Raw genomic sequence first — 26,998 nt, 5'->3', positions numbered from 1 at the left:
ATTTTGCTTTAGCTTCAGCTCCCGCCTTGGCTTCGGCTTCTAATTCAGCCCTAGCTTTAGCTTCGTCATTTAAATCAGCATCGAAGTTGTCGAGTGCTTTCTGTTCGGCTTCCGCTTTAGCGGTGGAGGGATTTCCTTCCACTTTTCCAACTTTTGCAGTTGTTGATTTTTTAGTTCCACTCACTGTGAACTCCTTTAAACGAATATTTAATGGCGATTAAATTACGGTTTAATGCCCCAGAAACTCATGATCACACCCGCTGAAGAGGGCAACCCATTAGCCGCACCAAATGAAACCAATGACACTTGGCTGCTTGCATCCGTTGTATAGTGACGCCAACGGAACTTGTCGCCAGCAAGCAAAGAGATGGAAACAGTGAAATCATTCGGGCGTTTTTCATTATCGAATTGAAAGCCAAGAGTTAGCGGTCGATGGCTACCTGAAACAGGAACCCAATTGCTACCATCAAACACCTCAGCAAACATGCCCCAATCACTGGCCGCAAAAGGTGAACTCTCACGCAGTACCAAAGCATTGATACTCACCATGCCGCTAAAGTCTTTTAAAGCGGTTGATTCGCCAGTCACCAGATCAACGTCTATATCAGGAGAGGCCAAATGCACATCGTTGAATAGAATCGTTTCCGGTGTATTGTCTGCCGCGAGCGTTTGTTTTAAATCGTTCGCATCTGGCGTGACATAACTGGCACGCATAAGCAAAACAGATTCAGGTGCTGGCGTAGCGCTTTGGCTTATCAGTGGTGAGTTTTCAAAAAACATACTTAACCTTCCGTAACGATGACATCACCCGTTGAGCTGGCCGTTCTTCCATAAAGTGGCTTTGCTACTGAACGTGACCAACCAATGCCTTTTTCAAGCTTCAATTGATGCCCCCAAGTTTCAGCATCGGATGGTGCTGAGTCTTCAACACGGTACTTCACAACGCTGCCTGTTTGGTTGTCCATATAACCCGCCGCAGCAGAAGAAATAAGCGTCCAAGTGTTTGGATTAAGTTCAACTTTTACAGTCATGGCATAAATCCCTAAAGGTTGGCGGCATTGCTACCGCCAATCTGTGTTGCTGGTTAAGCGCTAATTAAAGGTGAAATCACAACTTCAACATCGTTGTAATAAACGTTGGAATCACCGCCATCAACTAACATACGTTCGATCAACTTCTTAGCAGCGGCTTCGTTGTCAGGGCCAACAACCAATTTAGTTGCACGCACACCAATTGGAGTACCGTCTACCTTTTTCATTTTCTGAAGTTTCTTCTTAGCTTCTTCGTAATTCGCTTCTGTTAGCGCAGCTTTAGAGCCAATCGCTAATTGAGGGAAAGAGAAGCCAACATTGCTACGGCCATCAACGCCCGCTGCATATTTGTTGCTGAACCAGGTGTACTCTTCATTTGGGTTCATGTTTTTGAACACAAACGGACGTCTCTCTTGGTAAACAATCGGCTTGAGCACTTTTGTATCATCAATCAAGAACCACGGTTCACCCGTGTCTGTTGACGGGTCACCCACCACATTCGAGAATGTGGTTGCAGGTGTGGTTTCTAATGGGTGGTCAGTATCAAAGTAGTTCTGACCGTCATAACACAGCGTGGTAAAGCCAGCTGCAAGCAACGGGTAAGACAAAGTGTCAGGAAAGTAAGCCACTTGATCACCGTAGTTCTGAGCAATCACGCTGTAATGACCAATTTGGTCATCATCAGCTTCGTCGCGGCCAATTGAGATCGAACTTTCAAACGTCTTATTCTCAATTGAGTATCCGTGCTTACCCATGTCAGCCAGTTGACGGTCTCCCGTCCACTCAACAATACCTGGTAAGTCTTTTAACCAACCGTAGAAGTTAGCCGCACCAGAACTAGGAACTAAAGTGGCGATTTTTGACCACTGCGGTTTAGCAGCACCAAGCCCTTTTACATATGCCGCAGACATCGTTGCTTGGAGTGCTTCAATTACTTGTGCTTCAGTCGCCATTATTTAGCTCCTACATTCATTTGTGTTTTTGCCGCGAGGAATTCATCTTCCGTCACGCCCATTTTTCGGCACATTGCCAATTCGTGCTCTTCAAGCTTTGCGTTGCCCTGTTTTTCTTTAGGCGTCTTGTGCTGTGAATTGGTTGCGATAGATGGTGCGGTTTCAACGAACGCTTCGAACTGAGCAATACCACCGTCAGCACGACACATACCAACAAACATCTCTTTGTTCGCAGGGGCAACTTTGCCGTCATCAATCGCAGCCTGAACCAAGTCGTCGATTTTCTGATCGTCAATTTCTTTTAACTGAGCTTCCGCTGTCGCGGCGCGGTTCAGTGCAACGGTGTGTGTTTCAATTGGGATGAACTTAGTTAAGTCCGGCGTAGCGGCACGGTTTAGCGCAATGTCTTTCTCAGACTTAAGTGAATTAATTGCGGTAACACCTTGCTCTTCGGTCGCGTCTGCGGCTAGGCCAAGCGCGGCTGCAATCAGCTGTGGAAGCTTCATGTCGGTTTCCTCTTGTCGATTAAGGGCAGGTACATAAAAGTTAGGTTTGTTGGTCAGCCCAGCACTGCTCATCGCAGTGATGATGCCTTCAGCGTCGTAGTGAAAAGCAGGGGAATAATAGAGGTAACGCTTCTCTTCAATAAGCCAGCGGCCTTGGTGGTTCCATTCCACTTGAGCCCAAATCTCACCATCACGGTTTTCAAGCGCTAGAATCCAACCGTAGGCTTCAGCGTCTTCACCTTTAGGGGCTTTGATTTCGGTGGCATGTTCTAAATCGAAAGGCAGTTTGGCATTGAAAGCGCTCACAATGGCGTCAGGGTTACTGTTTAACCACATGCGACCATCGCGACCTTTGGCTTCACCTTTTGGGATCATCGGTATCCAAACCGTATTGGTGCCTTGCTCTGTACCCAAACCATCGATAACAGTTTGGGAAAGGTTAAAGCATTTGGCCAAATGGGTTTTCTTCATTACTCGCTCCATAAATCAGAACTTACATAACAACCTCCTCATTGGATTAGTTGGTATGAACTCGTTTCGTGGAGTTAAGAATGCAAAAAAAAAGCAACCGACGAGAAATAACGTCGGTTGCTCTATTTTGATAAAGGGGGGTTGAATTGAATTGCGATTGCTAAGGGCTTAAAGATTACCCGAAAAAATCAGCTTATCAAGCTGACTTGTACAATCTCACCTAAAATAGTTTACTGAACCATGTTTAAACACTGTTTAAATCGACTCAGATTTGTTAGAACTTTTTTAAACGACACATTGTAGCCATTTTACAACTAATAGCCGTTAGAGAGCGTTTCACGCATTCTTGCTTCTTTTTGTAATAGGTCTTCTTGCATCGCTTCTGTGCGAGATTTGCCAGGGTTGTAATTCCATCCTGGCTCAATGCCTTCTGGCAACACTTCCACTTCACCCGTTCGCTTATTTAACCACTGCTTAGTGCCACCTTCTGGCGAGTCGGTCGATACCTTATCATCGGCAATCAGCTTCTCAGCTTCAAACTTAGATACCTGGCGTATCCAACATTTGCAGCCCCAACCATTCGGTGGCATGTGGTTATCCCACCATGGGTCACCAACATGAAGCAGCGTATCTTTCCATTTAACGTGATCAACTCGATGCTCCATGGATGGCCCAAGCTGATAAAGCAAATAAGGCATGGCGCGTTTGGTTCGCTCGATGCGCTCCCATTGCCCCGCTGAACGTGCCGTTCTCATGTTGGTTTTGTAAATGGTCTTTACACGGCCTTCACTGCCTAATTGAACGGGCTTTGAATCTCCGCTTAGTGGGTCAACCATTTCTTGAATGCCCCACCAACCAGACTTAACCAAGAGTGGCTTTAAGATATCTTGAAACTGCTTGAACGTTTGGCCTTGTTCGATGGCCTCTTCAACAATGGCTTTCACATCCACAAGAAGATCCGCATTCAGCATCTTTGCCACAGTGAAAGCGTTGTTGTGCTCTTGCTTCCATACGTCGCGATAGTCAAAGCCAGGTTCTATTCCTTTACTCTTGAACCACTCTAGTGATTCAACAGGCACAATACTTTCAGACGCCAGGGCTTTAGACATCTTTAGCGTCTCCATAGCCGCGCATCTGGAACATGTATTGCGCCATCTGCTCAACAAACACGTCAGCGCCTAATGTCTCTTGAAGCTCTGGCAGCTTTTCTAAGAACGTTTCATAACTGTCTGACGCATTGGCCAGTTCGATGATCGGGTTCATGAAGTCTTCCGCAACTTCTTCCCAGTCGCTCATGGCTTCATCGGTTAAGTCGTTCATTTCCGCTTCAGCGGTTTTGCTCACACGGTTAATGGCAAGACCTGGGCGTTGTCTGTTCATCGCCGCTGGCATTGTTTGCGCTAAAATGGCAGAGGTTGGCATGAGCACTTCTTCGTTCTCATCGGGCTCAGGTAATCCAAACTTTTCACGTACGCTCGATGCAGAGACTTTAAAACCACGATCAATAAGAGGCGTGATGCTATCAACCAACATCTTCAAGTCTTCTGGCTGAGGAAGTTGAATGCGTACTTTCGGGTAATGCTCTTGCGGGCCCCAGTTCAAAATAATGTAAGGCTTAACCAGGTACTCATTAATGCAAGACTGAAGCTGACGCGCATCCCACTCGGCAATATCCATACGCACATCATTATGCACGTTGGCTTGAGATTGTGAGCTGCCGTTATCAGCTGTCATGGTTTGACCAAGTACCGCTTTACTGGTTTGTTCATCACACCAACGGGCCATGTTTTCAAACAGCGTATTACCGCCATTGCCTTTGGCCGTTTCAATAAGCTCTAGCTTCATGGATTCAGGAATTACCGCACCTGCATCACTGGCAATACGACCAATGGCATTCACCAGAGTACTGATATCTTCGGTACTGGCGTTCGGGCCGTACTTACCCACACGAACCGGAATACCAAACACTTCAGCAAACGCCCACCAATCACGAATCGTGAACGACTTAAGCATGTACATCACGGCAACCAATCGCGCTAAACCGTTGCGCCATACGCTGCCAGATTTAGATCGAGGCTTATGCACCATAAACTTATACGGGTCTAAAGGCGCACCGCTGGGCGCGTCATCGCTGATAAGCAAAATCTCTTGAAGCGTTTCGTTGTCCTGGCGTAAGTAGCGAGGATCTACCCATTTATAATCTTGTGGCTTCCATGGGGTCTGTTTGGTGTCCCATAGTATTTGCACCACAGACAAGCCTTTACCTAGGCCATCAAGCAAGTCAAACAGCAGCTCTGGGATTTGGTCATCATCCATAATGGCGCGAACACGTTCTGCCATTTCCACATCGGCTTTGTCTTCACTCGCCGCCACAACGGTTGGGGCAATCGCCGCCACAGCCAACTTACGGGTGCGCAGCTGCGCCGCGTAGTGCAAATCACGCTCTTCCATTTCCTCGGCAAGCGTCATGTAATCTTCGGGGTTGTTCCCATCCACCACACTGCGAAGTAATCCCGCTAATCTAAGCGGGTTTAAAGTAGAGGCGACACTGGCAGGTCGAGGGTTACGTACACTGGTGGTGTACGCTTTGGCAATGTCTTCAGACAGTAGCGTCTTATCGGCTTTTAATGGCTTGCCGCTTACATCAACAATTGAGGTCATAGTCTAATTCCTTTGCCGCGTAGGTCTTGGTTCGGCATATCATCAAATCGGTTATTTTCTTCGGCAGAGCCATGAAAGCGGCGTTGGTTCTCATCGACACTGGCCTTGATGGTGTGCAGCTCATAACGAGTAATGTCATCTTTAGAAACGATATAGCCAAGAAAGATAGCAATCGCACTATCCCCGTGGCGCTTGTTGCCACCGCTGCCCGTCGTTCGCTTGTCATCGATACCTGGCACACCGCGATAAATTTGGATTTGTCCCAAGTCGGTAATGATGTCTTCATGCTTAGGCAGCTGAATTTCATCATCCTCAAACGCCGCTTTAAAGCGAGGCATGTTCTCACGGTAGTAAGCAACGGAAAGCATCACTTCTTGAACCTCTTCACCGTACTTATATCTTGCTTGCTCTGCTAAGTACTGGCCGTTACCACGCGCATCGAGCGCGATACCATCACGACGAGGCAAGCGATCACATATGTAGTAAAGCGCTTGCTCTTGCTGCTTAAATGGCACATTAGAAAGCTCAACGATAAACGGCACCTTTCGGCGGGTATCGTCCATTACCGTGATAGGGGCAAACGAGGTCAAATCACCATTACGCGCAAAGTCTTCTCCAAGCGCATGACGCAAGTTTTTAGGAAGCACTTGAAGAAGAGGGCCAACATTCTCAACTAGCCACTCTTGCATCTCACGTATTCGGCTAGATTCATCCGCTTGGTTAAAGGCCATGCTGCCAGTGAATTGAATAACAGGTGCGTCATCGAGACACGCAGCACGCTCGCGAAGACTACGAGAAATGTAAGCACCGCCGCCATTCTTCGGAACACATTGATACTCTTCAAGTGCATCTTCTTCGGTGGCCGTGTCTTTGAGAAGGTTAGCTTTCCATTCATCTTCTTTCTCTTGTGACCACTCTTGCTTAGTTACTTGACAAATTCGTTGATACAAACCTTCCAAACAAGCATCGTCGAGCGTAACGGTATGGATCGAGTAACGCTTTTTCCCCGCACGGCTATCTTGGATAAGTTGATTGAATAAGTTGTCTATACCATTGTGGGTAGAAATAAGGCGAACTTTAGAACCCCACATAGTCAAAGCGAGTGCGGCTTTTAGCACTTCTGCTAAGCGTTCATGGAATGCAGCCTCATCGATGATAACCGTACCCTGCATACCACGCAGGTTAGAAGGGTTACTCGACAGCGCTTGAACCTTAAAGCCCGATTCAAAGTAAATGACGAAGGTCAGAATATCTTTGTCTTCATCGTTGAGAATATCTTCTTGAACTTCGCCAGCCGCTTTATCGAATATCTTGGCCCACAGAGCAACAGCATCAATGAACTCTCGCGCCATCTCTTTGTTCGAGCCAACATAGAACACGTTATTGCCGCCTTCGCCTTTGGCCGTGCCAGCACTAAGCGCAGAGTCAGCCGCTTCAGCAAACGTCAAACCAGTACGACGTGATTTCTCGGCAATCTTAAGCACAGAGTCATCGGCTATCCAACGCTTCTGATATCCAAGTAAAAGCTCATCCTTGTCGAACTTGACAAGGATGTTTTCAGTAATCGAATTGACGTTTGGTGATTCTGTCATTAGGCAATCCCTAGCAGCTCTGCTTTCAGCATCTTCACTGTGTCTGACGTTAAGCCAGCTTTCTTCGCTACCTGCTCGGTCTTCTCGACCATCTCTTCAGCAAAAGCTTTGCGTATTTCTTTCTCAACCTTATGGCTCACCATTGAAGCTTGCTCGATACGTTGAATAACCAAAGCGAGTTGAGCGAGTGCTTTGGGTGGAATCACTTCACCGTCTTCAGCGGCGCTTTCCATCATGGTCATAGATGTTTCAAAAGCCATGGTACGCACAAACTCTTGCAGCAGCTTACCCACATCAGAGGTGGGCGCTTCACCCAGTTTGGTTGTCCACACTTCCGCCACTTCGCGAGACTGGCGAAGACGAGCCCCCATGTCTTCCATTCGACGAGCATAACGGTTGAGTGACGTATAACTTGGCTTAGCCTCTTTAGGTAAGCCAGCCTCATCAATCATTTCATGGATAGCACCCAGCACATCTTGCTGAGTCATATCGCCATTACGAAGCCAAAGATTAAGTGCCTCTCGAATCTCTTGAGGCAGCAACTCTATCTTTGAGCGAATACGTTTCTTCTTGGTCATGGTGTTACCTCACTAAGCGCGTGGGCGTTTTACGCCTGGCACAATGGCTTGGCCTGTTGCCACATCTTCACCACGGCCTGTAAGTTTTGCGACTTGGCAATCTAATACAGTACGAATGCTAATTAGCCCTTGCTCTTCAAGCCAAGATAAGTGCGTACGAACTGCATCACGGCTGATTTTGTGGCCGTAAGTATCAAGGCAAGAATCAAGGATAGATTCGTTCGCTTCATACCCTGTCATGTCATGAAGTGACCGTAAGATCACAAGACGCTGGTCTTCTTTTAATAACTCTTTAAAGCCCATAACAATTCCTATTTATCATCTTTTAAACGTTGTTCTAATAACAACTGAGAAAGGTGATTGATGGGCTTGAGCTCTGCTCTAAGCTCTTTCAATTCACCACGCATTTCTGACAGTTCAAGACGAAGACGATTCACTTCTTCGTCAGTGGGTAGTTGGTCTATTTTCGTATGCAGTTCATCCACATCGCGCCTCACTTCTTCAAGCTCATCACGCTTGGCGTACGTTTTAGAAAGCAAGGCAAGGACTAACATCCCCAGTGTGCTCAACGCAGCCCATGCGATAGGCCAGTAAGTTTTGATCCACAACTCCATTAATGTGGCTCCTTATGTGATTGACAACTGACGCAGCGCACCGCATTTGGCATCGCTTCTAATCGCTGGGTTGAGATGGTGTCACCACAACTTAAGCAATAGCGATTACCGTGTTCATCTTCGTCGGGCTGTTCTATGCAGCGTGTACGTTGATGAGCAATGGCTTTTTCTCTGAAGGTTTGCTCAAGCTCTTGAGCCTTATCGAACTGGTCGGTCATTTTACTTTCACCGCCTTAAGTGCATCACCAACCATTGAGCCTGTGCCTTTGGTCATGCCACGCTTATCAGCAGAGCGCCAACCAAGGTAAGTAAGAAACGGTGCCATCAACCCCGCTGCAATTTCCCAATTTGCCCCCGTTCCTTTATCAAAGGCTTCGAGCAGTTCAAACAGGAAGATATAAGCAATGGCAGAATACAAACTCAAACGGCAACCCCAAGGGCGAGTGTGACGAACGTATTCATCTTCAGCCTTATCACCTTCACGAATCGTCACTTGGGTTTCGTGATGTTCGGCTTGTTTATCACCAAGCGTGAGTTCTTGGCGGCGAGTCTTTTCTTTTTCTAACTCGACCTTAATCTTCTCAAGTTCAACCAAAGATTCAGGTGGCAAGTTTTGTAGGGCGCGAGTAACGGCCAACTCTTTCTGTGCCTTGTTAGCTCCGAACATTGAATCGGCTTGCTCTACCGCTTCCGCTACTTTGTCTGCCGTTTCACTACCACCAAACAAACTTGATATGCCGCGAATAGCAGCAGGGCCATACTCCATGGCAAGCGAAGCTACCCCCGCGATGACTGAAAGTGACATTCTCTTAAGCTCCTGATTTTTGAAACTAGGTCATTCCCTTGTGGCGTTTTCGCAATACCAAGGTGGCGATCAATTTCATTTTGAGAGACACGGCTCCACGCTTTCGAAAAGTAACTTTGCATGGTGGCATCGTGGCTAAATAAAGGCGGGTTTAATGGGACTTCAATACCTGTTTGAACTGCCTTCAACTCGGCATCAAGGCGCTGCTCGCGCCCTCGTTGTTTGGCAAAGTCCCAATTGCGTCCCATGGTTACGCTCGACGAATAACAAGCTTGGCTTTTTCACCACCAAGGTGAGCCATAAAATAATCGAAGGCCGTGCCTGAATTGATAACAGCCCATTCATTATTCACCACACCAAAGTCCATGCCTGGTGCAATACAACCTTCAAGCTGTGCTGCTCGGTTTGCTTTGTGGATAAGAATATGAGTTCGTTGAGAAGGGCCGAATCGAGTAACACCAAGGGTAGGTGCTTCTAGTGCGTAGCATTTGCCAAACTTCGGGCTGTCATGTAGCAGCAGGTCATAGGTGCCTTCTGGAATACATGAAATGCCAGCTTGGTTATTTTTCCAAGGTCGTTCAACGGTCTTGAGAATAGCGTTTCCATTCTCATCGCACAGATAAGAAAAAACACCATGAGGGAAATAATTGCGATGGAGAGTTAGGGTTTTCATAGCACAACCAGTTTAGTAATGGGGTTACGTTTAACTGATTGTGCTTTCTATTTAGATGAATCTAAAAATAACGACATTTGTCTCTAGAGGTGGGTTAGAACAGTTCTTGTTGATGTCTTTTGATTTCTTGCGCTCTCATTTGCCTAATGGCCATATAAACATTTTGAGTCGATATTCCGTGTTTTTTTGCTAGCTCTGGGACGTTGTTTCCGTTGAACTCTTTCCATATGCGCATTCGCTTTAGCTGGTGCTCTAAAAGCTCCCCTTTAGGAAAGTAATACTGAAGCCCGCCAGTGTCAGCGCAAAGACGAGAAAGCAACACTAAAGCATAGCCGTCATCTAAGCCTAATTTATTTAATTCGGAACGTAAACTCTCATAAATAGTAAGCATCATGTCCGGCCAACGGTGGCGACTTTCATCTGTTGGCAATAGAGCCTCCAAATCATCAACGCTAACATCATCATACCCAAACATTTCGAAATTTTCTTCAACGTCCATCACTGCCTCCCATCCACATGGCATAAATACAAAAACACCCCGCTTGGCGAGGTGTTTGTAGTATATGGTAGTGTTTACTGATTGAGCACGTTAAGAGCGGTTATTCCAGATTTTATCCAGCCTTTCTTTTTCACTTTTAGCATACTCAACCATATCTTCATGCTGTTTTTCTTCTTGTTTTTTCTTAAACGCTAAATAACCGTATATAGAAAAAGCTATCACTATGACTGCTGTTGAGATGATCTCCGGTATGCTCCAGCCGTTATTGATGGCATATCCTACAACCGCTGCAATAAGAAGAAGCGGGGATAAAAAACCAAGAACGCGAAGTAATGCAAGAGCTATCAAAACTGCCACAATTATCAATATAAATTCCATTCTAATACCTTAATGTTGGATGGTGTGTTCTGCATAATACTTGGCTAATTTATCATAGCCAGCATCCCCAGTGCACTGATCGTTTAATGGAATGCGACCACCACTTTTAGCGATCACCTCGGCCATCAATCGATAATGCCATTTCTTTAAAGCTTCCAACACTTCTGCAGCTTGAGCTGACTTAAGCCAAACCGCCTTTTCAATGCCACGTCCATTTGATGCGCTAGTCATGCGTTTCACATAAGCATCAATGGCAACGTCGTTCGCATTGCGGATAAAGCCTTGTTTGTGCATGGTACGCCAAATTGCACGAATCTTTGCTACTTCTGGCGCTCTTGCTTGTGGCTTGCGTTTTGGTTTAAAGCCTAGCGCTTTCATTCTGTCTAACACTTTGGTTAGTTGAATGTCGTTCAAGCCTTTTGCACTTCGCTTACCTGTGCATTGCTCAAGAACGTCACGATAAGAATCATCTTCCATGGCAAGATCACGCTTAGCGATTTGGACAAGTTTGAGTAAGTTAGACATTGGCTAATCCTCCCCATCCTCAACCAGAACAAAACCGTGTTCTGAATCCAGAGCACCAGTAATTACTTTTCCATTTTCGGTTCGAACCAAACCGAATTGCTCTGCGTTTTGAATTGCATCTCTCAACACTTCAAGTGCATGATCTCTTTCGTTCATTATACTGTCCACCTTTTAGCTAAGCCGCTTTACGTTTGGCGTTCTTGCATTCCAACTGACAAGCTTTGCACCAACTCTGCAACCCATCTGGGTTTCTTCTGCATGGCGACCAGAACAAGGTGTCTTGCGGCCAATACTCTTGGCAGTGTGGGCACCATTTCTGCAAGCCTAGTTCAGCATCGAGTATGGCTTTACCATTCGCTAAGCGGCGTTGTAATAAACCTGCTTTCATTACTGGTGTGTATTCACCAAACATAATAAAAACCTCCTATAGCTTTGTGTTGTACTGGCTGCTCATCAGTACCTAGCAACCACGCTAGGCAGACAAGCAAGGCGAACCTTGCTTGTTTCGCTTATTGCTCTGCATCCTGATAAAGTTTCGATGGTAATATTCGGTCTTTACCCTCAGTGATAGAGAGCATGATTTTGATCACTTCTGGCCTCAGGAAGTATCCGTGTTCTAACGTTGCTTCAGCTAGAGTTTCAAGCGCACTACTTGCAAAGGCCAATTCTTCCTGTGGTGACGGTTCTCTAATCTTCACGCTCAACCTCCTTCAAGCAGGTTGCTTTAGTCAGCTCTAACCCTTCGAGCTTTTTGAACTGACGACACAGCACAGAAGCTTTTGAGAAATGAGGGACATGAAAGGCAAATATCTCATGTAGGTCTGGGTACTCTTTTTTAACTCGACGCTTGCCAAAAATTTTCTCTAGATCCTTTTTATGCTTTGCGGAATATTTAGCTTTGGTTTTTAAGCACCAAATATCTTCAATGATGACGGGGCGATTTTTTAATTTTTCTTCGTCCCAGCAATTCATCCACTCACCTTTGATAACGCCATCAACGTATACTTCCAGGCATGTTTTCGATTCAGATACACGGGCACGATTTACCGACACCTCATGACCTTTGTAATTAAAAGCGATAGCAACCCAACCACCTGCCATTTCCGCTTCAATCTCAGCCCACATTTCTTTTGTAATTGGTTTGCTCATTCTTCATATTCCTTTTCATTGCTTGATATGGATTTCACTCGCTTCGCTTTGGGCAGTGGCGTATTGCGCCAATCACCGCAGTGGTTATCTGCCCATTGTTCTGCTTCGATTTGAGAGCAGCGGCGAAACTTCATGATGTATTTGATTAATTGGTTAGGCCGCTTCGCTTTCGTCTTTTCCATTGAGTTCATCCATCATGTCTTCGTACTCTTCACGAACGTTAGAACTTGACTGATTTAAAATGAACTTCAGTGCTGCGATATAGCCTTCTTCAAAAGTGCTATCTGGAAATGCAGTGCCATCGTTTTCAATTAAGGCTTCAGCCATTTCAATTTCTAGATCAATCACTCTGCGAGTGTGGGCGGTAGTGAAAGAACGTTGCAGTGGGTTAGCTGTATGCATGTTGATACCCTCTATTCCGTTTGTCATAAACGGTCACAATGTTGTTGTTTCGAATTAGGAAGTAGGCGCAGTCACTTTCTAAAATTCGCTTTGGCTGCCAACCTGATTCGCATTTCATTATTCTTCGCAGTCTGTTCTTGCTTGGGCGGTTAGCTTTCGCCACCGCCTCTACAAGTTGTGGAAGGCTGCGACCCGTACGTTGTCGCCATCTTTCGATAGCATGGCGACTGACGTTTATCTCTCCATATCGGGTGCTTATCAGTAACATTCACACCTCGCTATAGCTTGGCGATATCAAGAGCGATTTGTTTGTACTGACCATCACCTTGGCGTTCATAAATACGTAGGTAAGGTGTTTTACCGATAACCTTGATTGAGTCGGCAATGGCGTCCATCGCTTCTAACCAATCAGGGTCGGTAATGTTTAACTGGCGAAGGCTAAGCACTTGGTTTACATCAATGTGACCTTGCTTGTTTACGCGGAAAGACAAATCAACCAGGGCTTTAATTTCATCGCTTGAATTTTCATTCCAACGGTTAATGCATTCGTCAATTTTTGCCTTAGCCGCTTGGATGCGTTCATCGAACACGCGGTGCTCTCCAATTGAGCGTTGCACCTTGTATTTGCCATCAAACGAAAGCAGCGTAACGTTGCCTTTGGTGCCACCGTATTTCACATCAAATTCAGCAGAGCTTAGGTCTACAAAATCCGCGACGTTCTGCATGGCTTCTTTCTTAAACAGCGCAAGGGTTTCTTGTGTCGCAATCGCTTTTTTTACGATGTCAGCAACAACATCATCACGCAGTAAATCAACGTCTTTGATTTGGCTTACGGGTACTTGGTGGCCTTGGCCGTTAAAGCGGAAACCGTCTTGTGGTTGGGTTTGATTAGTCATTGTTTTTCTCACTTATTAAAAATTCTTAGGCTGCACCGCAATAAGCTCAGGTGCGTATGGGTTTAAGTACTGAGTCATGTACTTCGCGTTAATATTTTCGGTCTCACTTTCTACCCAACGAACTAGGCAACCGCTAAGCTTTGCGATGTGTGAAACTTTAAGTGTCTTACCCGCTTGTTCACGCACTTCGTTTGATTTACTAACAAGCCATACAGGTGGAAATTCGATGGTAATAACAGGAGTGGCAATGCCAGTGCTTACATTCACGATCAAGCTTCCTGCCGTTTCTAGTCGAGACAGGGCATTAGCCACAGCGCGACGTTTTTCATTTAGATGCATCATTGGATAGCTCCTTGTTGGTCATAGGTAGAGGTTCGTATCCACAGCGGTGTGTTATATTTTCTGGCCAGTAGTACCCATCTAAATCACACATATCCTCATCTAGCGCTGAATCATCAGGGCGAGCTTCCACATTGACCTTCTGAGTCGTTAATGTTGCTTTCCCAACGATGATGTTTTCAACTTCTTCAGACCAAACTTCATCAAGACAGTAGTTAATATCTGACTCTGCTTTTTCCTTGGCTTCTAATTCAGTAGCGAAGTACTCAAACTCGTCACCGTTCCAGCAGAACCACGGCTTATCTTTGCTTGGGTAATGTTGTGAATTACTCATATCTCACCTCAATCGTTGGTTTCTAGTTCAGCAAACGCTTTGCGCAGCACTTGCTCACTAATGGTTTGGCCTTTGGCAAACATCGCCGCCAGTTTGAGTGTTTTGCTTAGCAATCTAAGGCCACCTGGGCGCTCACTGATTTGCAGCATTAACCCGCGTTCAGACTCGCCGTTTACGTTCCATGCATCAGCAATGGCACGAACATCTGCTTGCTTGGTTTTGTGGATGCCACGCTTCTTCGCAATACGAGAGAACAAGCGCGCAAAATCTTCATTACGGCGACCACCTGTAAGCTGCGTATATACTTTGTTGTTACCCACTAGCACCATGCCAACGCCCGTTTCTTCTTGCAGAATTCGCAGCTCTTCCAGTGTTGGGTAGTCAAGGTGATCCGCTTCATCAATCACCACCAAACCTTCGCTACCAATCAGGCGGTTTCGGATAACGCGAGACAATGGGCCTTTACGGCGTGGCGCATCGTCCATGCCTAGTTCCATAGCCAGTTCATATAGGCACTCAGTAAGGCTTGAACGGCTTGGGCTTGAAGTGATCATCCATACGTTGTTGTTGCTTCGTTTGTATTCGCGCAGCGCTTCTGATTTACCCACACCAGATGCCCCAAAAATAACCACGATAGATTCGGTCACTTGGGCATACATCATGTCGTCGGTCAGCTGCTTAGCCGTTGGTGTCATCACAAAGCCAGGGTCTTTACTTGGTGTGGCATTACGCTGCTCTCTCATGCGTAGCCATTGGTTCAGTTTTTCAATCATCTTGGCTGGGTCAGCTTTGTATGAACCGTTCAAGATTTGGCTTAGCGTGGCAGGTGATACGCTGATCTCTTTTGCAATCTGAGACGCTGAAACAGCCTTCGATTCTGTTAATGCTTTAACTTGCATCAACACCTCAACGTGATTACCCGCTATTTTTTCGCTCTTATCTAATGCAATAATGTTGGTCATTCTTATTTCCTTAATTCTTAACTGGAGCTTTTATGTCACTTCGTATAACTGAACAAAATGCCACTCATGTTTCCGATATTCCGTTTCAACACCAAGGTTGTTTCGCTGTCTTTTCAAGGCAATCAATCATTGATGAATACCAACAACTGCACGACTTACTTAAATCTGAATACCCATCTTTGAATTCATCAGCGAATTTGGAAGATGATGAGTGGCAAGCGCTGATCACAGACTTGTGCTCTCGCTTTTCTCTGGTGTTTGAAAGCGATATCTATTGCCTATTCCTGATGCAAAAAAGCGATCGTGAGATTCGTGCTTTACTTCGCCAACTGCAAAGAGTGTTGGCTGGCCTTCGATATGCAGAAGACGAACTTGACCACATGGGCTCTTCAACTGGTCTTTTGCTGCCTGCGTCATTTTCAAACCGCATTGACATGCTTCTAGGGCAGGCGACTCTTCCACTTGTTTGGGTGCGGATGCTTGATGTTCTGGCGTTTGAAAGCGATAGATAGTCATAATATTTTCTCCATTTACCCACCGATTAAAGCGGGTTTAAATTAGCGTTAAAGGCGGTTTTTATTGCGTTGCTCCATTAAGCAAGCAACGCTTTCACTGAAGTTCTGGTCGTACTCATCCTCTATCTCCTCTTGGGGCATCGCTTTTACTGCGGTATTACCAATAGAGGTAGGACGGAAAGGCTCAACCACTTTATTTTCTGGAATGATTTCTTCTTCAAGTGGCTTCATCATTGCGGCCACTTCTAAAGCCGTCATTCGCTCAAGAGACTTAGCCGCTTCTTTGGTAGCCTTGGTATGGCGCGTTCTCTCTTTCTTAATTTCACGGGCGGCTTGAGTATCACCAAAGGCTGCATCATCACGACATTCCGCCACACAAATATGCACACCATTCAACGTGTAAATTTCGATAGATTCGTGAAGTCTCTGTGGGTCAAATCGAGCGACAACTTTCTGCCCGATGTAATCCAACATGCGTTCATTGAAATAAAGGTTGCGACGACCTTCTAGAATTCCGCCTGCATGAAGCGCTATCTGCCCGTGCTTACTCACTTGAACGGCTTCTGCTTGCAACATCATCATATGCAGCTGGCTTGCCGTGGCCTTACGAACTGGCGCGACTTGGTAGCTGGCATTAAAGGCTTGATCAAAACTCATGTGACCACGGCAGATCTCGGTATTGCGATTCTCTTTGGCGTTGTACATTTCCACGCCTTTTGCAATCACATTTAAGAACGCTTCTACATCAATGTTGTTGCTGCCATAGTTGTCAGGTTTCGCCATTGGGTTGTCACCTGTGAACGCTCCTTCACACAGAGGGTGTCTATCGATGTATTCACCTAAACCACCATTACCAAAGGCACGTTCTATCGGTTTAGCTTGACCATGGCCTTTGCCATAAATCACGCTCGACCAGTGGAGCTTGATTCCAAGCATTGGGATAATGCCTTTAGGGTCATCTTCCTTAACCTTGAATCGATAACGGTTAGGGACACCGCCTGTCATAGGTTTGTTAGCTGCCGCACGGGTGTTATCCAATGTCATTTCTTTTGGGATCCCGTACTTCTCACACACGTCCATTAATGAAAGGCGAATGCTGTCGGTGTTCTCGCTTAAATCACAACGCCATCCAATAATTTTGCGGCTGTATATGTCTTGCCAAAACCACGTTTTAGGGCGGATAACATCCCCGTTGAACCACTTAACAAACACGTTGTGTTGATAACCATCCCCGTTGATCCACTCCATGGCATGCAAGTCTTGGACGGTTCGGCGTTGCGGTGGGTACATTTGATGCAGGGCGTGTTCACCTTCGCGAAGTAGTACGCGTTGCTGCGCTGACACTTCATAGTCCAAGCGACGTGACAAGCTTTTTAAACTCGGCACAGTCCAACCATGTTCTTTTGCTGCATCCAATAAGCGCTCGTAGCAAACCGTCATACTTGGTTGCTCAAGGCGTAGGTAATCGCCCATAAAGAATCGCCATGCCTCTGGTGAGACAGGTGCAAATTGATTCTCTTTTTCTACTTGAGCGGCAGCAAAATGTTTAGGCAACAAGGCAGGAGCCCAATCACACTCGTCAAAGCCTTTCACCTTCGAACAAGCGCGACGCAACGTAGAAAGAGTGCAACCATATTCATCACAAACCGATTGGTAGGCATCCATCTTCTTTACACCGTTGCTAATCAAGGCAAAAGTCGCTTGAACTACACGCAGTGTTTGTTGCACTTTCTCTTTAGCTTTGTTGTTGGTTTGAGCCCAATTCGCCCATAAAGCCTCACGGCAATAGCCGACAGAATCCTTGTTAGGCTTTGGTAGATTAAGAACCCGCTCGCCAACCTTAATCTTGCCTAACTTTCTATGGAGAGAGGTCTGAGTGATCGCTGGAAGACTTTTAACTGAGAACTCTATTGCTTTACCTTTTACACCCTCCTTTCTTCTAGATAACCACCCCTCACGCTTTGCCATTTGGTGAACGCCGGGAGTAGTCGTCGGTATACCAGGCAAACCAAGAACATCTTTAACTGAAAACCAATCCATGATTCACCTCACACCGCAGCTTGAAAATGTAGGTATCGAGAAGGCCAAATCTCTACAGCTGAAACTCCGATTGCGTCTGCAATTAACTTCTCCCCTTTAGGCCATGGGCGAACTAAAGCGTTATACAATGAACCACTACTTAAGCCGTTATTACGCGATAACTCAGCCATTGATGTTCCATTTTTCTTCAGTGCAGAAATCACATCAGCTCTGTGCCAGTCTTTCGTTATCATTTCATTTCTCCGTCTTCTGATTTACCATTGGTAAACAAAACTAATAATCAGATTTGATTATTAGTTTATATATAAACAAGCTAGCGTCAACTGGTTTATTTTAAGTTTATATCAAATCGTATGTAACTATTTGATATTTATTGAAATAAACTTAAAGCCGTTAATATAATCCTAGTTAATATCAGGAGGGTTTGTGATAAACCAATGGATGACACCAAAAGAAATAGCTCTTTTACCTACAATGCCGAACACCATCCAAGGCGTTCACAAAAAAGCTAAACGTGAGCATTGGCAGTCACGTAAGCAAAAAGGAGTCAAAGGACCTGGCATTGAATACGAACTCCCTAAAGAGTTCTCAATTGATAAACCAGTTGATGAAATGAGTGTTAGAGAAAGTGAGACAGTTTATATAAACAAGTTCACAGACGAGTTCGCATTGATACCTGGCTATCGCATTCAAGTGTCAGCGGGACACGGCTCTTTAAATCCTGAACAACTGGAACCAACTAGGCATTTAGCCTTTAGGCGTAAGTGGTTGAAGTACAGGGGCTTTAAAGAAAAAGATTTGGCGATCGTGTGGGCAAAAGGTGACAGTATGGAACCAACGATCCACAACAACGATACGCTTGTAGTAAACATGGCAAGGAAGAAGCCATCAGATGGACATATATACATATTTAGGAATGGTGAAGAGTTATTTGTGAAGCGCTATCAAAGCGCTCTAGGGAGCTGGAGGTTGATTAGTGACAATCTAATTTACGATAAACTAGACATCCCGAAAGAAGAACAGCACCAGTTTGAAGTCATAGGTCAAGTCGTGCACATTGCAAAGGACTTAGGCGATTAGATTTAAATGTTTAAACTCAATTTAAACAGCGAACAAACAAAAACAGCCAGTGCTCACTTTGATAGTCTAAATCACATGAATTAGAAAGGATTGCTCAAATCAGCTAAAATTGCTCAACAGCCAAAAACGCAAGCGGGGCTCAAGACCTAAAATCTCAAACCCCGCACTGTATCTAGCTTCAAGCCTAATTTTCCCAATCTTTAACCGCACATAACCTACGTTAACACCCTATAACACAGATTGTTCATATCATTAGTCTCTATACACAGGAGGAGCCAAAACAATTTGTCGTAAGTTGGTTGGAGTCAGCTCAATGGCTGATTTAAATTGACTGGCTAGCTCGCTAGCGAGTTCTCACTCAGTGCGTCAAACAGGTGGAAAGCATCCAAATCCAAGTAAAGAGTCAGCTCTTTCACATCTACCTCAGCAGCTTGGGTTTCAACCATCAACGGCTGACCGCCAATTTCTGTTTTCAGAAGAATGCTCGCGCCCAGCAGTTCCTTGTCTTTGATTTTCACAGGGAATGGCAGTACGCGATCGTGGTCGACTTGCTCAGCACGTAGGTGGATATCTGTTGGACGAACACCAAAGTGAAGCGCTAGGTTTTTAGAGGCCAAAGACTTAAAGCGACCTGGCAGTGGGATATGAACATCGCCAAGTTCAACAAAGTATTCGCCTTCTTTTTCAATCAGCTTGGCTTCCAACATGTTCATTGAAGGGTTACCAATGAATTGCGCGACAAACTTGTTAGCAGGGCGTTGGAACACTTCCGTTGGCGTACCAACTTGAGCCACATAACCGTCTTTCAGGATCACGATGCGATCCGCCAATGTCATCGCTTCGATCTGATCGTGTGTTACGTAGATCGTGGTGGTTTTTAGTTCACGATGTAGGTGTTTGATCTCTTCACGCATCACGCCACGCAGTTTGGCATCGAGGTTAGATAGCGGCTCATCAAACAAGAACACTTTAGGTGTACGAACCATCGCACGGCCCATTGCTACACGCTGACGCTGACCACCAGAAAGCTCTTTCGGCTTACGGCTCAGTAGCGGATCAAGCTCTAGCATTTTCGCCGCTTTTAAAACTTCTACGTCGATTTCAGCTTTCGGCATGCCTTTCAGTTTCAGGGCAAACGCGATGTTCTCGTAAACGGTCATGTGTGGGTACAGAGCGTAGCTTTGGAATACCATCGCCAAGTCACGGTCTTTCGCATCGACTTTATTCATCAACTTACCGCCAACCACAATGTCGCCAGAGCTTATGCTTTCAAGGCCAGCAAGCATACGTAGCGTAGTCGATTTACCACAGCCAGATGGGCCAAGAAAAACCACGAACTCACCGTCTTCAACCGTAAAATCAAACTCTTTTACAACTTCAACATCACCGAATGATTTTTTGATGTTCTTAAATTCTACTTTAGCCATTATCTGTTCTCCTCAGCGCGCTCTAGAAGCATATTTCGGTACGCAATTGCGCTCTGTTTCAATGTTCTTTCTTGGGTGGTGTAATCAACGTGGACGATGCCAAAACGCTGGCAGTAGCCGAATGCCCACTCAAAGTTATCCATCAGGCTCCAAGCGAAGTAACCATCGACTTTCACGCCAGCTTCAACTGCGTTGTGAACCGCTTCGATGTGGCCTTGGAAATAACGAACTCGTTGGTCGTCCATCACTTGTCCGTTAATACGCTCGTCGTTACCTGCAGCACCGTTCTCTGTGATGTAGATAGGTGGCATGTTTTCGTAGCGAGCATCCAGTCTGACCAATAAATCGGTTAGACCTTGTGGGTTAATCTCCCAGCCAATGTAGGTGTGTTCAGCATCGGTTTGTTTCACCGATTCAATATCGCCATTCTCGTTAAAGCGAGCGACATTACGTGTGTAGTAGTTGATACCGATGTAATCGACTGGTGCGCTGATGATGCCTAGGTCGCCTTCTAAAATCATCGGCATGTTCATCGCTTGGCGGTCGACGACTGGTTGTGGGTATTCACCTTTCAGTACAGGGTCGATGAACCAGTGGTAGTTCTCTGCTTCACAGTAGTCTGCAGCGCCTTGATCTTGCGGTGTCAGTGGGTAAGCCGGCGTCGCGTTGAATACCACGCCATGCTTAGCGTGAGGTGCATTCTTGCGAAGGATCGGCATTGCCAAACCGTGAGCCAACATTAGGTGGTGAGATGCTAAGTAGCCCTCTTTCTCACCCTTGATGCCTGGCGCATGTTCGCCCCAACGGTAGCCTAGGAATGCAGACACAAACGGTTCATTGAGTGTGGTGTATACGTCGATGGTATCGCCAAAGTATTTGCTCACCACTTCTGCGTATTCTGCGAATTTGTAAGACGTTTCTCGGTTTAACCAGCCGCCCTTGTCTTCAAGGTATTGTGGTAGATCCCAGTGGTAAAGCGTCACATACACCTTCATGCCACGAGCATGACACTCGTCGATGATTTGACCGTAAAACTCAAGGCCTTGCTGATTCACCACACCGTCTTGCGGCAGGATACGCGGCCAGGCAATTGATAGGCGGTAAGCATCAACGCCTAAGCCTTGAATCATCTCGATATCTTGTTTCCATAGGTGGTAGTGATCACACGCCACATCACCATTATCACCGTTATCGACCTTGCCCGGCTTCTTACAGAAAGTGTCCCAGATAGACGGTGTACGACCGCCCTCTTCAACGCCGCCTTCAATTTGGTATGAAGATGTCGCGACACCGAATACAAATTCCTTACTGCGTAACTTTGAATCACTTGGAAGTTGAAATTTATTCATTGTTATAACCCTTAAACCTAACCTTTAACTGCGCCGGACGTTAAACCACTGATCATCTGTTTCGATGCGAACAGGTATGTAATCACGAGTGGTAAAATAGAAATTGTGGTACCTAGCATTACCGCACCCCATGGCGTATTCGGAATGCCTTGAACACTTCGTAGTGCTTGTGTGATGACGTAATTGTCAGGGTTGTTTAGCACCACGAGAGGCTGCATAAACATGTTCCAGAAGAAGACGAACTGAACAATCGCAAGCGTTGCTAATGCTGGTTTCATCAGTGGCAGTACCACGCTCCAGTACGTTCTGAACTCGCCTGCACCATCCAGTTTCGCCGCTTCTAATAGCTCTTTAGGAATCGATGCAATCACGTGCTGACGCATCAAAAAGATACCAAATGGTGTGGTGGTGAACGGTAGCCATACCGCCATATGGTTATCCAGCAAGCCTAAGAATTTCACGATCATGAAGTAAGGGATCAAGCTAAGCACAGGCGGAATCGCCATCGAGCCAACCAGCATGCCGAACAACACGTTCTTACCGCGGAACTTAAACACAGCAAATGCGTAACCACCCATGCTACAGAACAACAGCGAGATGGTGGTGCCTAAGAAAGCCACGTAAATCGAGTTAAACATCGCTTTCCAAAACGGCATGATTTCAAGCAGTTTTGCATAGTTGATTGCCAAGCTATCGCCAATGGCAAAGCTGATGCCCGAACCAAAGATTTCCGAACGATCACGTGTTGAAAGCAGAGCTGACCACACAAACGGAAACACCGTAATGATTGCAGAAACAACCAGTAATATGCCGAGCATCACCATCAAGATCTTAGTCATGATGTACATGGTGCGTTCGCTTGGCATTAGGCCACTTAGTGGTGAAGTATTTGTCTTAATTGATGTCGACATCTTAATGTTCCCCTAAGCCTTTCTTACCGAAGAATAAAAATTGAACCAAGGTACACGTTGCGATGAGTGCAAACAGAAGCCATGAAATCGCTGAGGCCGTGCCCATTTCTAGCCATTCCCAACCCACTTTGTAGAGGTACATAGAGATAGTTAAACCAGATTGGCCTGTACCACCTGTGCCACGCGTTAGTACGAACGGTTCTTCAAACATTTGCAGGTTACCGATGATGGTCATCGTAATTGCAAAGAAGATAAATGGACGAATCATTGGTAGTGAGATGTTCCAGAAGCGGCGGAAGGCATTGGCACCATCCATACGAGCAGCTTCTAAAATGTCTTTAGGAATCGTCATTAAACCCGTGGTGTAAAGGACGATGTTAAAACCGGTGTATTTCCAGAAAACCATGATCGCGATAGACGGCTTCACCATAGTGGCATCGTCTAACCAGCGGATGGGCTGAAAATCATTAACCCAAGCAAATGCCCAACCAAACAGCGTGCTATCAGCCAGAGCCATCAGCGTTTGGTTAATAATTCCTGAGTTAGGAGAGTACATGTTGAAGAAAATCAGTGACGCTGCGACCGTTGATGTGATGAACGGTAAAAAGTACGCCGATGTTAGCCAGTGACGCATACGGTCACCCATCGAAACCAACATGTAAGCCACTGGAATAGCAACTAAATGCTGAGCCACACCTGACGTGATTGCTAGCCACAATGTGTTCTTTAATGAGCGCCATAACCATGGGTCAGTTAAAGCAATGTGATAGTTCTCAAAACCCACAAACTCCATCGCATCCATGCCCTTCACAGGGTTCCATTCATGGAACGAAAGATAAACAGAGAACAACAGCGGGAAGATCCCAAATACAGAAAAAATGATCAGAAACGGTAGAAGAAATCCATACGGTGTAAGCGCTTTCAAATTCAGACGAGAAAAAAAGCTTTGCTCCGAAGGTTCTATCGTTGTGCTCGCTGTATGATTCATAGTAACGACCTCTTAAAAAAGGAAGCGCGCTATCCGCGCCTCCTCACTTACTCAAAGTAATAACAAATTAAAGATTACGCGTGCGACGCTTGATTAGACGCTCAGCCTCTTTAAGCGCTGTCTCGATGTCTTTACCTTCATCAAGTACTTCCATCAATGCGTTCTCTAAGATGATAGAACGTGCAACGTGGTCGCCTTGTGCTGGAGATACTGGTTTGATGTTTTGCGCAACTTCAGCAAAAATAAGACGGGCTTTTTGTCCGCCTAGGAACTCCATCTCTTCTTGGAAAAGCTCATCGTCATACGTTGTTGTATTCGCTGGGAAAGCAGCAATCGTTTCGAAGTGCTTAAGCTGTACTTCACGGTCAGTCGTCATGTATTCAATAAGCGCCCAAGCTTCATCTGGGTTGTCTGATTGAGTTGGAATTGAAAGGAATGAACCACCCCAGCTGCCGTAGATACCATCAGGTAGGTTTTCTACTGCCCACTTACCTTTAGTTTCCGGTGCAATCCAGTTGTTTAGGTGACCAAGAAGCCAAGCGCCAGAAAGTTGAGTTGCAAATGTGCCGTTGCGAAAGCCTTCGTACCATTCGTTAGACCAAGCTAGGATACGGCCGTCTAAACCTTTGTCGCGAATCTCTTTTGCTACTTCAAAAGCGTGAACAAAACGCTCTGATGTCACAACAGGGTTGCCATCTTTATCGAAGTACAGACCTTCACCTTCAGGAACCGTCGTGAAGATGATCGCTTGTGCTACGTCGGCTGCTGAAGCAATAAGTTGTACGTTTTGCTCTTTCAGTTTTTCACCAGCAGCAATGTATGAATCCCAATCTTTGATTGCTTCTTCTACATCAATGCCCGCTTTTTCGAATACGTCGGTACGGTAGTACATAACACCTGGACCTAGGTCGACAGGAATGCCGTACATATCGCCATCAGCGCCTTTGCCTTGTGCCCATGCGTAAGGTGCGAATCGTTCTTCGTATTTATCTGCACCGTAGTTTTCAGACAGGTTAACTAGACCACCAGAGCCAACGAATGGACCAATTTTCTCAACGTCGACAACAATCACATCACCTGCACCAGAACCCGTTGCAAGGTTCGTTGTCAGTTTCGTGTGGTGGTCACCATGGTTGTTCATAAGGTAATCAACTTTAATCCCTGTCTTCTTTTCGAAATCAGGCAGTAACACCTTCAAGCTGCTATCGAAATCAGGGAAGCCGTCGAAACGAATCTCTTTGTCAGCGGCATTCACAGCTGTTGTACCTAATCCTAAAGCAACCGCGCATGAAAGCGCCAAGGTCTTAAATTTCATGTTCTATCCTTAATATTTTTATAGGGTAACTGGTAAATCCGATACCGAGTTTCTAGTGACCAACGTCGGCAGCAATTTAAAGTTCACGTCATGTTTGATTTTTTTTAGCTTCTGTAGAGTGAGCTGTACTGCTTCAACGCTCATCTCTTCAATAGGGAAATTAATGGTGGTCAAACTAGGGGTCAGATAACGCGCGAAGATGGTGTTATCGAAGCCCACCAGTGATACATCTTTCGGAACTGACAGTCCCTCTTGATGCAGCACCTCAAAGGCGCCGAATGCCATGTGATCATTCGAAGCAAATACTGCTGTGAAATGACACTCACGATTCATCAGCTTTTTCATAGCGCTGATGCCCGTCTCTTCAGTAAAGCCCGCTTCCGAGACTAGGGCCTCATCGTATGGCACACCCGCTTCTTCCAAGGCCTTTCGATACCCCTGCAAACGCCCCCTAGCATCTGCTTTATCTAAAGGCCCGGTAATACACGCGATATCTGTATGTCCCTTTTGCAAAAGATATTGAGTAGCGAGTAGCCCCCCGACTTCGTTATCAATATCAATGCAACTCATCGCCATTTCTGGGATGAAGCGGTTAATTAAAACCACAGGGGTCCCCTGTTCTTCCAATTCAATTAAATAATCATCACTGAGCAGTTGAGTATGAAGAATCAAAGCATCAACACGACGCCCCAACAGAAACTCCACAGACTCTCGCTGCCCTTGTTCGGTGTTCGAACCCGCTGTAACAACAGCGTGGTAACCAAAGCGGCGTAGGTTTTCTTCTATGCAATGCAAGATACCTGAATAGAAAGAACCGCCCAGTTCTGGAACAACTACACCAACACTTCCGGTACGACTTGAAGCCAAAGCTTGAGCGATAGAGTTCGGGCGATAACCCAATTCTTTGATCGCTTTTTCAACCTTTAACTTCTTGTCATGACTCACTCTGCTAGTGCCATTAATAACCCTAGACACTGTCGCCTGAGACACACCTGCATGTTCTGATACGTGTTTAATTGTCGCCACTCGAACCTCGATACTTCATTAGCTTGTAACCGCTTACAAAACGATTATTAAGAAATTACGTTTTAGTTGAAGTGAGTGTCATCACACTAAAGTTGGAGGTAAAAAGGCCAGTTATGAAAATCATGAAAGCGCTTACAGATTCACTTCACGCCATGAAACTGTTTCATGAAATCATGAATCCATCGTGAGTCAGTTTTGTTAAAAGCCTTAGTTCCGTGAAGGGGTTTCAACACACCTATTGGCGTATCAAATACGATGGGTATCGAGTATTTTCCACCATCTAGGCTATTGATATGCAAAGGCTACGACGTGAGTTAGCCATTACAATTACTAGGGATAAAGCAGGGTACGCGAGATAGATTAAAATAATATGAAACGAGGTATTGAAGATGTCATGGAGAGCAGAGGGAGAGGCAATCCAAAATGATACAACAGATATTCAAGACGAAAAAAAGGGCACAAAGAATGTGCCCAAGAATGGAGTTAATTGAAACGTGCCCTAATTAATCTGCCTTTAGGGCTAAAATGGACAGTCTTTACTACTTTCAAACACAGGCTCTTTGAAAATATGCCGAATTCAAAGAGCTGCTGTTGCTAGCTTGTGATTACCACCAAGCTTCAAACATTGCGCCGAACGACAATGTATCAACATTAGTCGTCTTCGCTGTGTTGCCTTTCGTTTCTACATCACCCACAGTTGTGTAGAAGCGAAGCATTGGACGACTCCAAGGTAAGCCCCCTAGAGAAACGTTTTGAGACAGAGTGACTTTCCAAGCGTTCTCTTCACCGCCGTCATCGTAATCAACCATACCGTAGCCAGCTTCTAACCATGTAGAGTGAACATCATCCCATTGGTATTGTGGACGAACGATACCCGCGTATTCACTTTTATCTAAATTTCTACCGGTGTCTGCATCTTTGTAGTCATCACCTGAAATGTCTTTGTAAGAAACAAGGTAATCTATACCGAATCAACTTG

At 45.6% G+C, this 26,998-nt stretch carries 37 protein-coding genes, 1 other RNA gene and 2 pseudogenes; 2 read left to right on the top strand and 38 right to left on the bottom strand.

Annotated features, from left to right (window positions below; translation table 11 throughout):
* The 29 genes and pseudogenes from AB4484_RS13060 to AB4484_RS12920 all read right to left on the bottom strand — a co-directional run.
* Positions 1 to 184 (bottom strand): annotated as a pseudogene (locus AB4484_RS13060) (hypothetical protein); the annotation flags it as partial.
* A 38-nt stretch (positions 185 to 222) separates the two neighbouring features.
* Positions 223 to 780: a hypothetical protein gene (locus AB4484_RS13055; RefSeq protein WP_372078575.1), complete on the bottom strand. Its 558-nt coding sequence runs from the start codon at positions 778 to 780 to the stop codon at positions 223 to 225.
* A 2-nt stretch (positions 781 to 782) separates the two neighbouring features.
* Positions 783 to 1,031, bottom strand: a complete 249-nt coding sequence (locus tag AB4484_RS13050) for a hypothetical protein (protein WP_372078573.1) — start codon at positions 1,029 to 1,031, stop codon at positions 783 to 785.
* 53 nt (positions 1,032 to 1,084) lie between these two features.
* Entirely contained in the window at positions 1,085 to 1,984 is a 900-nt protein-coding gene (locus AB4484_RS13045; protein WP_372078571.1) for a Mu-like prophage major head subunit gpT family protein, read from the bottom strand.
* Complete coding sequence (locus tag AB4484_RS13040) at positions 1,984 to 2,961, bottom strand: phage protease (protein WP_372078569.1); 978 nt, start codon at positions 2,959 to 2,961, stop codon at positions 1,984 to 1,986. The genes AB4484_RS13045 and AB4484_RS13040 overlap by 1 nt, the downstream gene beginning before the upstream one ends.
* A gap of 314 nt (positions 2,962 to 3,275) precedes the next feature.
* On the bottom strand, positions 3,276 to 4,070 hold the full coding sequence (locus tag AB4484_RS13035; protein ID WP_372078568.1) for a phage minor head protein: 795 nt from the start codon (positions 4,068 to 4,070) through the stop codon (positions 3,276 to 3,278).
* A complete protein-coding gene (locus AB4484_RS13030) occupies positions 4,063 to 5,622 on the bottom strand; it encodes a DUF935 domain-containing protein (protein WP_372078566.1) in 1,560 nt (519 codons plus the stop codon). Before AB4484_RS13030 ends, AB4484_RS13035 begins: the two co-directional genes overlap by 8 nt.
* Complete coding sequence (locus AB4484_RS13025; protein WP_372078564.1) at positions 5,619 to 7,214, bottom strand: terminase large subunit domain-containing protein; 1,596 nt, start codon at positions 7,212 to 7,214, stop codon at positions 5,619 to 5,621. The genes AB4484_RS13030 and AB4484_RS13025 overlap by 4 nt, the downstream gene beginning before the upstream one ends.
* Positions 7,214 to 7,792, bottom strand: a complete 579-nt coding sequence (locus AB4484_RS13020; RefSeq protein ID WP_102506658.1) for a DUF3486 family protein — start codon at positions 7,790 to 7,792, stop codon at positions 7,214 to 7,216. Before AB4484_RS13020 ends, AB4484_RS13025 begins: the two co-directional genes overlap by 1 nt.
* Before the next feature lie 12 nt (positions 7,793 to 7,804).
* Positions 7,805 to 8,095 (bottom strand): hypothetical protein, encoded by a 291-nt coding sequence (locus AB4484_RS13015; protein WP_078753385.1) that lies wholly within the window; start codon positions 8,093 to 8,095, stop codon positions 7,805 to 7,807.
* A gap of 8 nt (positions 8,096 to 8,103) precedes the next feature.
* The gene (locus tag AB4484_RS13010; RefSeq protein ID WP_078753386.1) at positions 8,104 to 8,406 is read right to left on the bottom strand and encodes a DUF2730 family protein; all 303 of its coding nucleotides are present in this window, start codon (positions 8,404 to 8,406) and stop codon (positions 8,104 to 8,106) included.
* Positions 8,406 to 8,624: a TraR/DksA family transcriptional regulator gene (locus AB4484_RS13005; protein WP_372078561.1), complete on the bottom strand. Its 219-nt coding sequence runs from the start codon at positions 8,622 to 8,624 to the stop codon at positions 8,406 to 8,408. The genes AB4484_RS13010 and AB4484_RS13005 overlap by 1 nt, the downstream gene beginning before the upstream one ends.
* Positions 8,621 to 9,211, bottom strand: a complete 591-nt coding sequence (locus AB4484_RS13000) for a hypothetical protein (protein WP_102533494.1) — start codon at positions 9,209 to 9,211, stop codon at positions 8,621 to 8,623. The genes AB4484_RS13005 and AB4484_RS13000 overlap by 4 nt, the downstream gene beginning before the upstream one ends.
* Positions 9,184 to 9,459: a hypothetical protein gene (locus AB4484_RS12995; protein WP_078753389.1), complete on the bottom strand. Its 276-nt coding sequence runs from the start codon at positions 9,457 to 9,459 to the stop codon at positions 9,184 to 9,186. Before AB4484_RS12995 ends, AB4484_RS13000 begins: the two co-directional genes overlap by 28 nt.
* A 2-nt stretch (positions 9,460 to 9,461) precedes the next feature.
* On the bottom strand, positions 9,462 to 9,884 hold the full coding sequence (locus AB4484_RS12990; RefSeq protein WP_372078559.1) for a DUF5675 family protein: 423 nt from the start codon (positions 9,882 to 9,884) through the stop codon (positions 9,462 to 9,464).
* A gap of 94 nt (positions 9,885 to 9,978) precedes the next feature.
* Positions 9,979 to 10,383: a Mor transcription activator family protein gene (locus AB4484_RS12985; protein ID WP_372078557.1), complete on the bottom strand. Its 405-nt coding sequence runs from the start codon at positions 10,381 to 10,383 to the stop codon at positions 9,979 to 9,981.
* A 90-nt stretch (positions 10,384 to 10,473) separates the two neighbouring features.
* The gene (locus tag AB4484_RS12980; protein ID WP_372078554.1) at positions 10,474 to 10,761 is read right to left on the bottom strand and encodes a hypothetical protein; all 288 of its coding nucleotides are present in this window, start codon (positions 10,759 to 10,761) and stop codon (positions 10,474 to 10,476) included.
* Positions 10,762 to 10,770: 9 nt separating this feature from the next.
* Complete coding sequence (locus tag AB4484_RS12975) at positions 10,771 to 11,286, bottom strand: gp16 family protein (protein ID WP_372078551.1); 516 nt, start codon at positions 11,284 to 11,286, stop codon at positions 10,771 to 10,773.
* 3 nt (positions 11,287 to 11,289) lie between these two features.
* Complete coding sequence (locus AB4484_RS12970) at positions 11,290 to 11,442, bottom strand: hypothetical protein (RefSeq protein WP_372078549.1); 153 nt, start codon at positions 11,440 to 11,442, stop codon at positions 11,290 to 11,292.
* Between the two features lie 19 nt (positions 11,443 to 11,461).
* Entirely contained in the window at positions 11,462 to 11,698 is a 237-nt protein-coding gene (locus tag AB4484_RS12965; protein WP_372078547.1) for a hypothetical protein, read from the bottom strand.
* A gap of 28 nt (positions 11,699 to 11,726) precedes the next feature.
* An RNA gene (locus tag AB4484_RS12960) (hammerhead ribozyme type II) lies at positions 11,727 to 11,797 on the bottom strand.
* A complete protein-coding gene (locus AB4484_RS12955; RefSeq protein WP_102506649.1) occupies positions 11,796 to 11,984 on the bottom strand; it encodes a hypothetical protein in 189 nt (62 codons plus the stop codon). Before AB4484_RS12955 ends, AB4484_RS12960 begins: the two co-directional genes overlap by 2 nt.
* Entirely contained in the window at positions 11,974 to 12,435 is a 462-nt protein-coding gene (locus AB4484_RS12950) for a hypothetical protein (protein WP_372078545.1), read from the bottom strand. Before AB4484_RS12950 ends, AB4484_RS12955 begins: the two co-directional genes overlap by 11 nt.
* Complete coding sequence (locus AB4484_RS12945; protein WP_102533485.1) at positions 12,432 to 12,617, bottom strand: hypothetical protein; 186 nt, start codon at positions 12,615 to 12,617, stop codon at positions 12,432 to 12,434. Before AB4484_RS12945 ends, AB4484_RS12950 begins: the two co-directional genes overlap by 4 nt.
* Positions 12,589 to 12,837, bottom strand: a complete 249-nt coding sequence (locus tag AB4484_RS12940; RefSeq protein ID WP_078753397.1) for a hypothetical protein — start codon at positions 12,835 to 12,837, stop codon at positions 12,589 to 12,591. The genes AB4484_RS12945 and AB4484_RS12940 overlap by 29 nt, the downstream gene beginning before the upstream one ends.
* Before the next feature lie 278 nt (positions 12,838 to 13,115).
* Positions 13,116 to 13,733: a DUF3164 family protein gene (locus AB4484_RS12935; protein ID WP_372078542.1), complete on the bottom strand. Its 618-nt coding sequence runs from the start codon at positions 13,731 to 13,733 to the stop codon at positions 13,116 to 13,118.
* A 15-nt stretch (positions 13,734 to 13,748) separates the two neighbouring features.
* Entirely contained in the window at positions 13,749 to 14,075 is a 327-nt protein-coding gene (locus tag AB4484_RS12930; protein WP_372078540.1) for a hypothetical protein, read from the bottom strand.
* Positions 14,059 to 14,406, bottom strand: coding sequence for a hypothetical protein (locus AB4484_RS12925; protein WP_372078538.1), 348 nt, complete (start codon positions 14,404 to 14,406; stop codon positions 14,059 to 14,061). Before AB4484_RS12925 ends, AB4484_RS12930 begins: the two co-directional genes overlap by 17 nt.
* Positions 14,407 to 14,414: 8 nt before the next feature.
* Positions 14,415 to 15,368 (bottom strand): AAA family ATPase, encoded by a 954-nt coding sequence (locus AB4484_RS12920; RefSeq protein ID WP_372078536.1) that lies wholly within the window; start codon positions 15,366 to 15,368, stop codon positions 14,415 to 14,417.
* 32 nt (positions 15,369 to 15,400) lie between these two features.
* On the opposite strand from AB4484_RS12920, the gene AB4484_RS12915 reads away from it, so the two are divergent.
* On the top strand, positions 15,401 to 15,880 hold the full coding sequence (locus AB4484_RS12915) for a hypothetical protein (RefSeq protein WP_372078534.1): 480 nt from the start codon (positions 15,401 to 15,403) through the stop codon (positions 15,878 to 15,880).
* Between the two features lie 51 nt (positions 15,881 to 15,931).
* Here AB4484_RS12915 and AB4484_RS12910 read toward each other — a convergent pair whose 3' ends face one another.
* Together AB4484_RS12910 and AB4484_RS12905 are read right to left on the bottom strand one after the other, a co-directional pair.
* Complete coding sequence (locus AB4484_RS12910) at positions 15,932 to 17,923, bottom strand: transposase domain-containing protein (RefSeq protein ID WP_372078532.1); 1,992 nt, start codon at positions 17,921 to 17,923, stop codon at positions 15,932 to 15,934.
* 8 nt (positions 17,924 to 17,931) lie between these two features.
* The gene (locus AB4484_RS12905) at positions 17,932 to 18,156 is read right to left on the bottom strand and encodes a helix-turn-helix domain-containing protein (protein ID WP_372078530.1); all 225 of its coding nucleotides are present in this window, start codon (positions 18,154 to 18,156) and stop codon (positions 17,932 to 17,934) included.
* 193 nt (positions 18,157 to 18,349) lie between these two features.
* Between AB4484_RS12905 and AB4484_RS12900 the strand changes: the two genes are divergently transcribed.
* On the top strand, positions 18,350 to 19,003 hold the full coding sequence (locus AB4484_RS12900; RefSeq protein ID WP_372078528.1) for a S24 family peptidase: 654 nt from the start codon (positions 18,350 to 18,352) through the stop codon (positions 19,001 to 19,003).
* Between the two features lie 335 nt (positions 19,004 to 19,338).
* On the opposite strand, the gene AB4484_RS12895 is transcribed toward AB4484_RS12900, so the two are convergent.
* The 7 genes and pseudogenes from AB4484_RS12895 to AB4484_RS12865 all read right to left on the bottom strand — a co-directional run.
* Complete coding sequence (locus AB4484_RS12895) at positions 19,339 to 20,430, bottom strand: ABC transporter ATP-binding protein (protein WP_050632543.1); 1,092 nt, start codon at positions 20,428 to 20,430, stop codon at positions 19,339 to 19,341.
* Complete coding sequence (locus AB4484_RS12890; protein WP_372078526.1) at positions 20,430 to 21,779, bottom strand: GH1 family beta-glucosidase; 1,350 nt, start codon at positions 21,777 to 21,779, stop codon at positions 20,430 to 20,432. The genes AB4484_RS12895 and AB4484_RS12890 overlap by 1 nt, the downstream gene beginning before the upstream one ends.
* A gap of 17 nt (positions 21,780 to 21,796) precedes the next feature.
* The gene (locus AB4484_RS12885; protein ID WP_170930191.1) at positions 21,797 to 22,645 is read right to left on the bottom strand and encodes a carbohydrate ABC transporter permease; all 849 of its coding nucleotides are present in this window, start codon (positions 22,643 to 22,645) and stop codon (positions 21,797 to 21,799) included.
* A gap of 46 nt (positions 22,646 to 22,691) precedes the next feature.
* The gene (locus tag AB4484_RS12880; RefSeq protein WP_048614012.1) at positions 22,692 to 23,678 is read right to left on the bottom strand and encodes a carbohydrate ABC transporter permease; all 987 of its coding nucleotides are present in this window, start codon (positions 23,676 to 23,678) and stop codon (positions 22,692 to 22,694) included.
* A 67-nt stretch (positions 23,679 to 23,745) separates the two neighbouring features.
* Positions 23,746 to 24,993: an ABC transporter substrate-binding protein gene (locus AB4484_RS12875; RefSeq protein WP_050632545.1), complete on the bottom strand. Its 1,248-nt coding sequence runs from the start codon at positions 24,991 to 24,993 to the stop codon at positions 23,746 to 23,748.
* 18 nt (positions 24,994 to 25,011) lie between these two features.
* Positions 25,012 to 26,019, bottom strand: coding sequence for a LacI family DNA-binding transcriptional regulator (locus tag AB4484_RS12870; protein ID WP_372078522.1), 1,008 nt, complete (start codon positions 26,017 to 26,019; stop codon positions 25,012 to 25,014).
* A gap of 605 nt (positions 26,020 to 26,624) precedes the next feature.
* Positions 26,625 to 26,990: pseudogene (locus tag AB4484_RS12865) on the bottom strand (carbohydrate porin); the annotation flags it as partial.
* Positions 26,991 to 26,998 lie beyond the last annotated feature (8 nt).

The organism is Vibrio sp. 10N.261.46.A3, from assembly GCF_041472995.1.
In the GTDB taxonomy this organism is placed as follows: domain Bacteria; phylum Pseudomonadota; class Gammaproteobacteria; order Enterobacterales; family Vibrionaceae; genus Vibrio; species Vibrio coralliirubri.
Note: the sequence above shows the minus strand (reverse complement) of the source record. Positions and strands in the feature narration are given on the sequence as shown.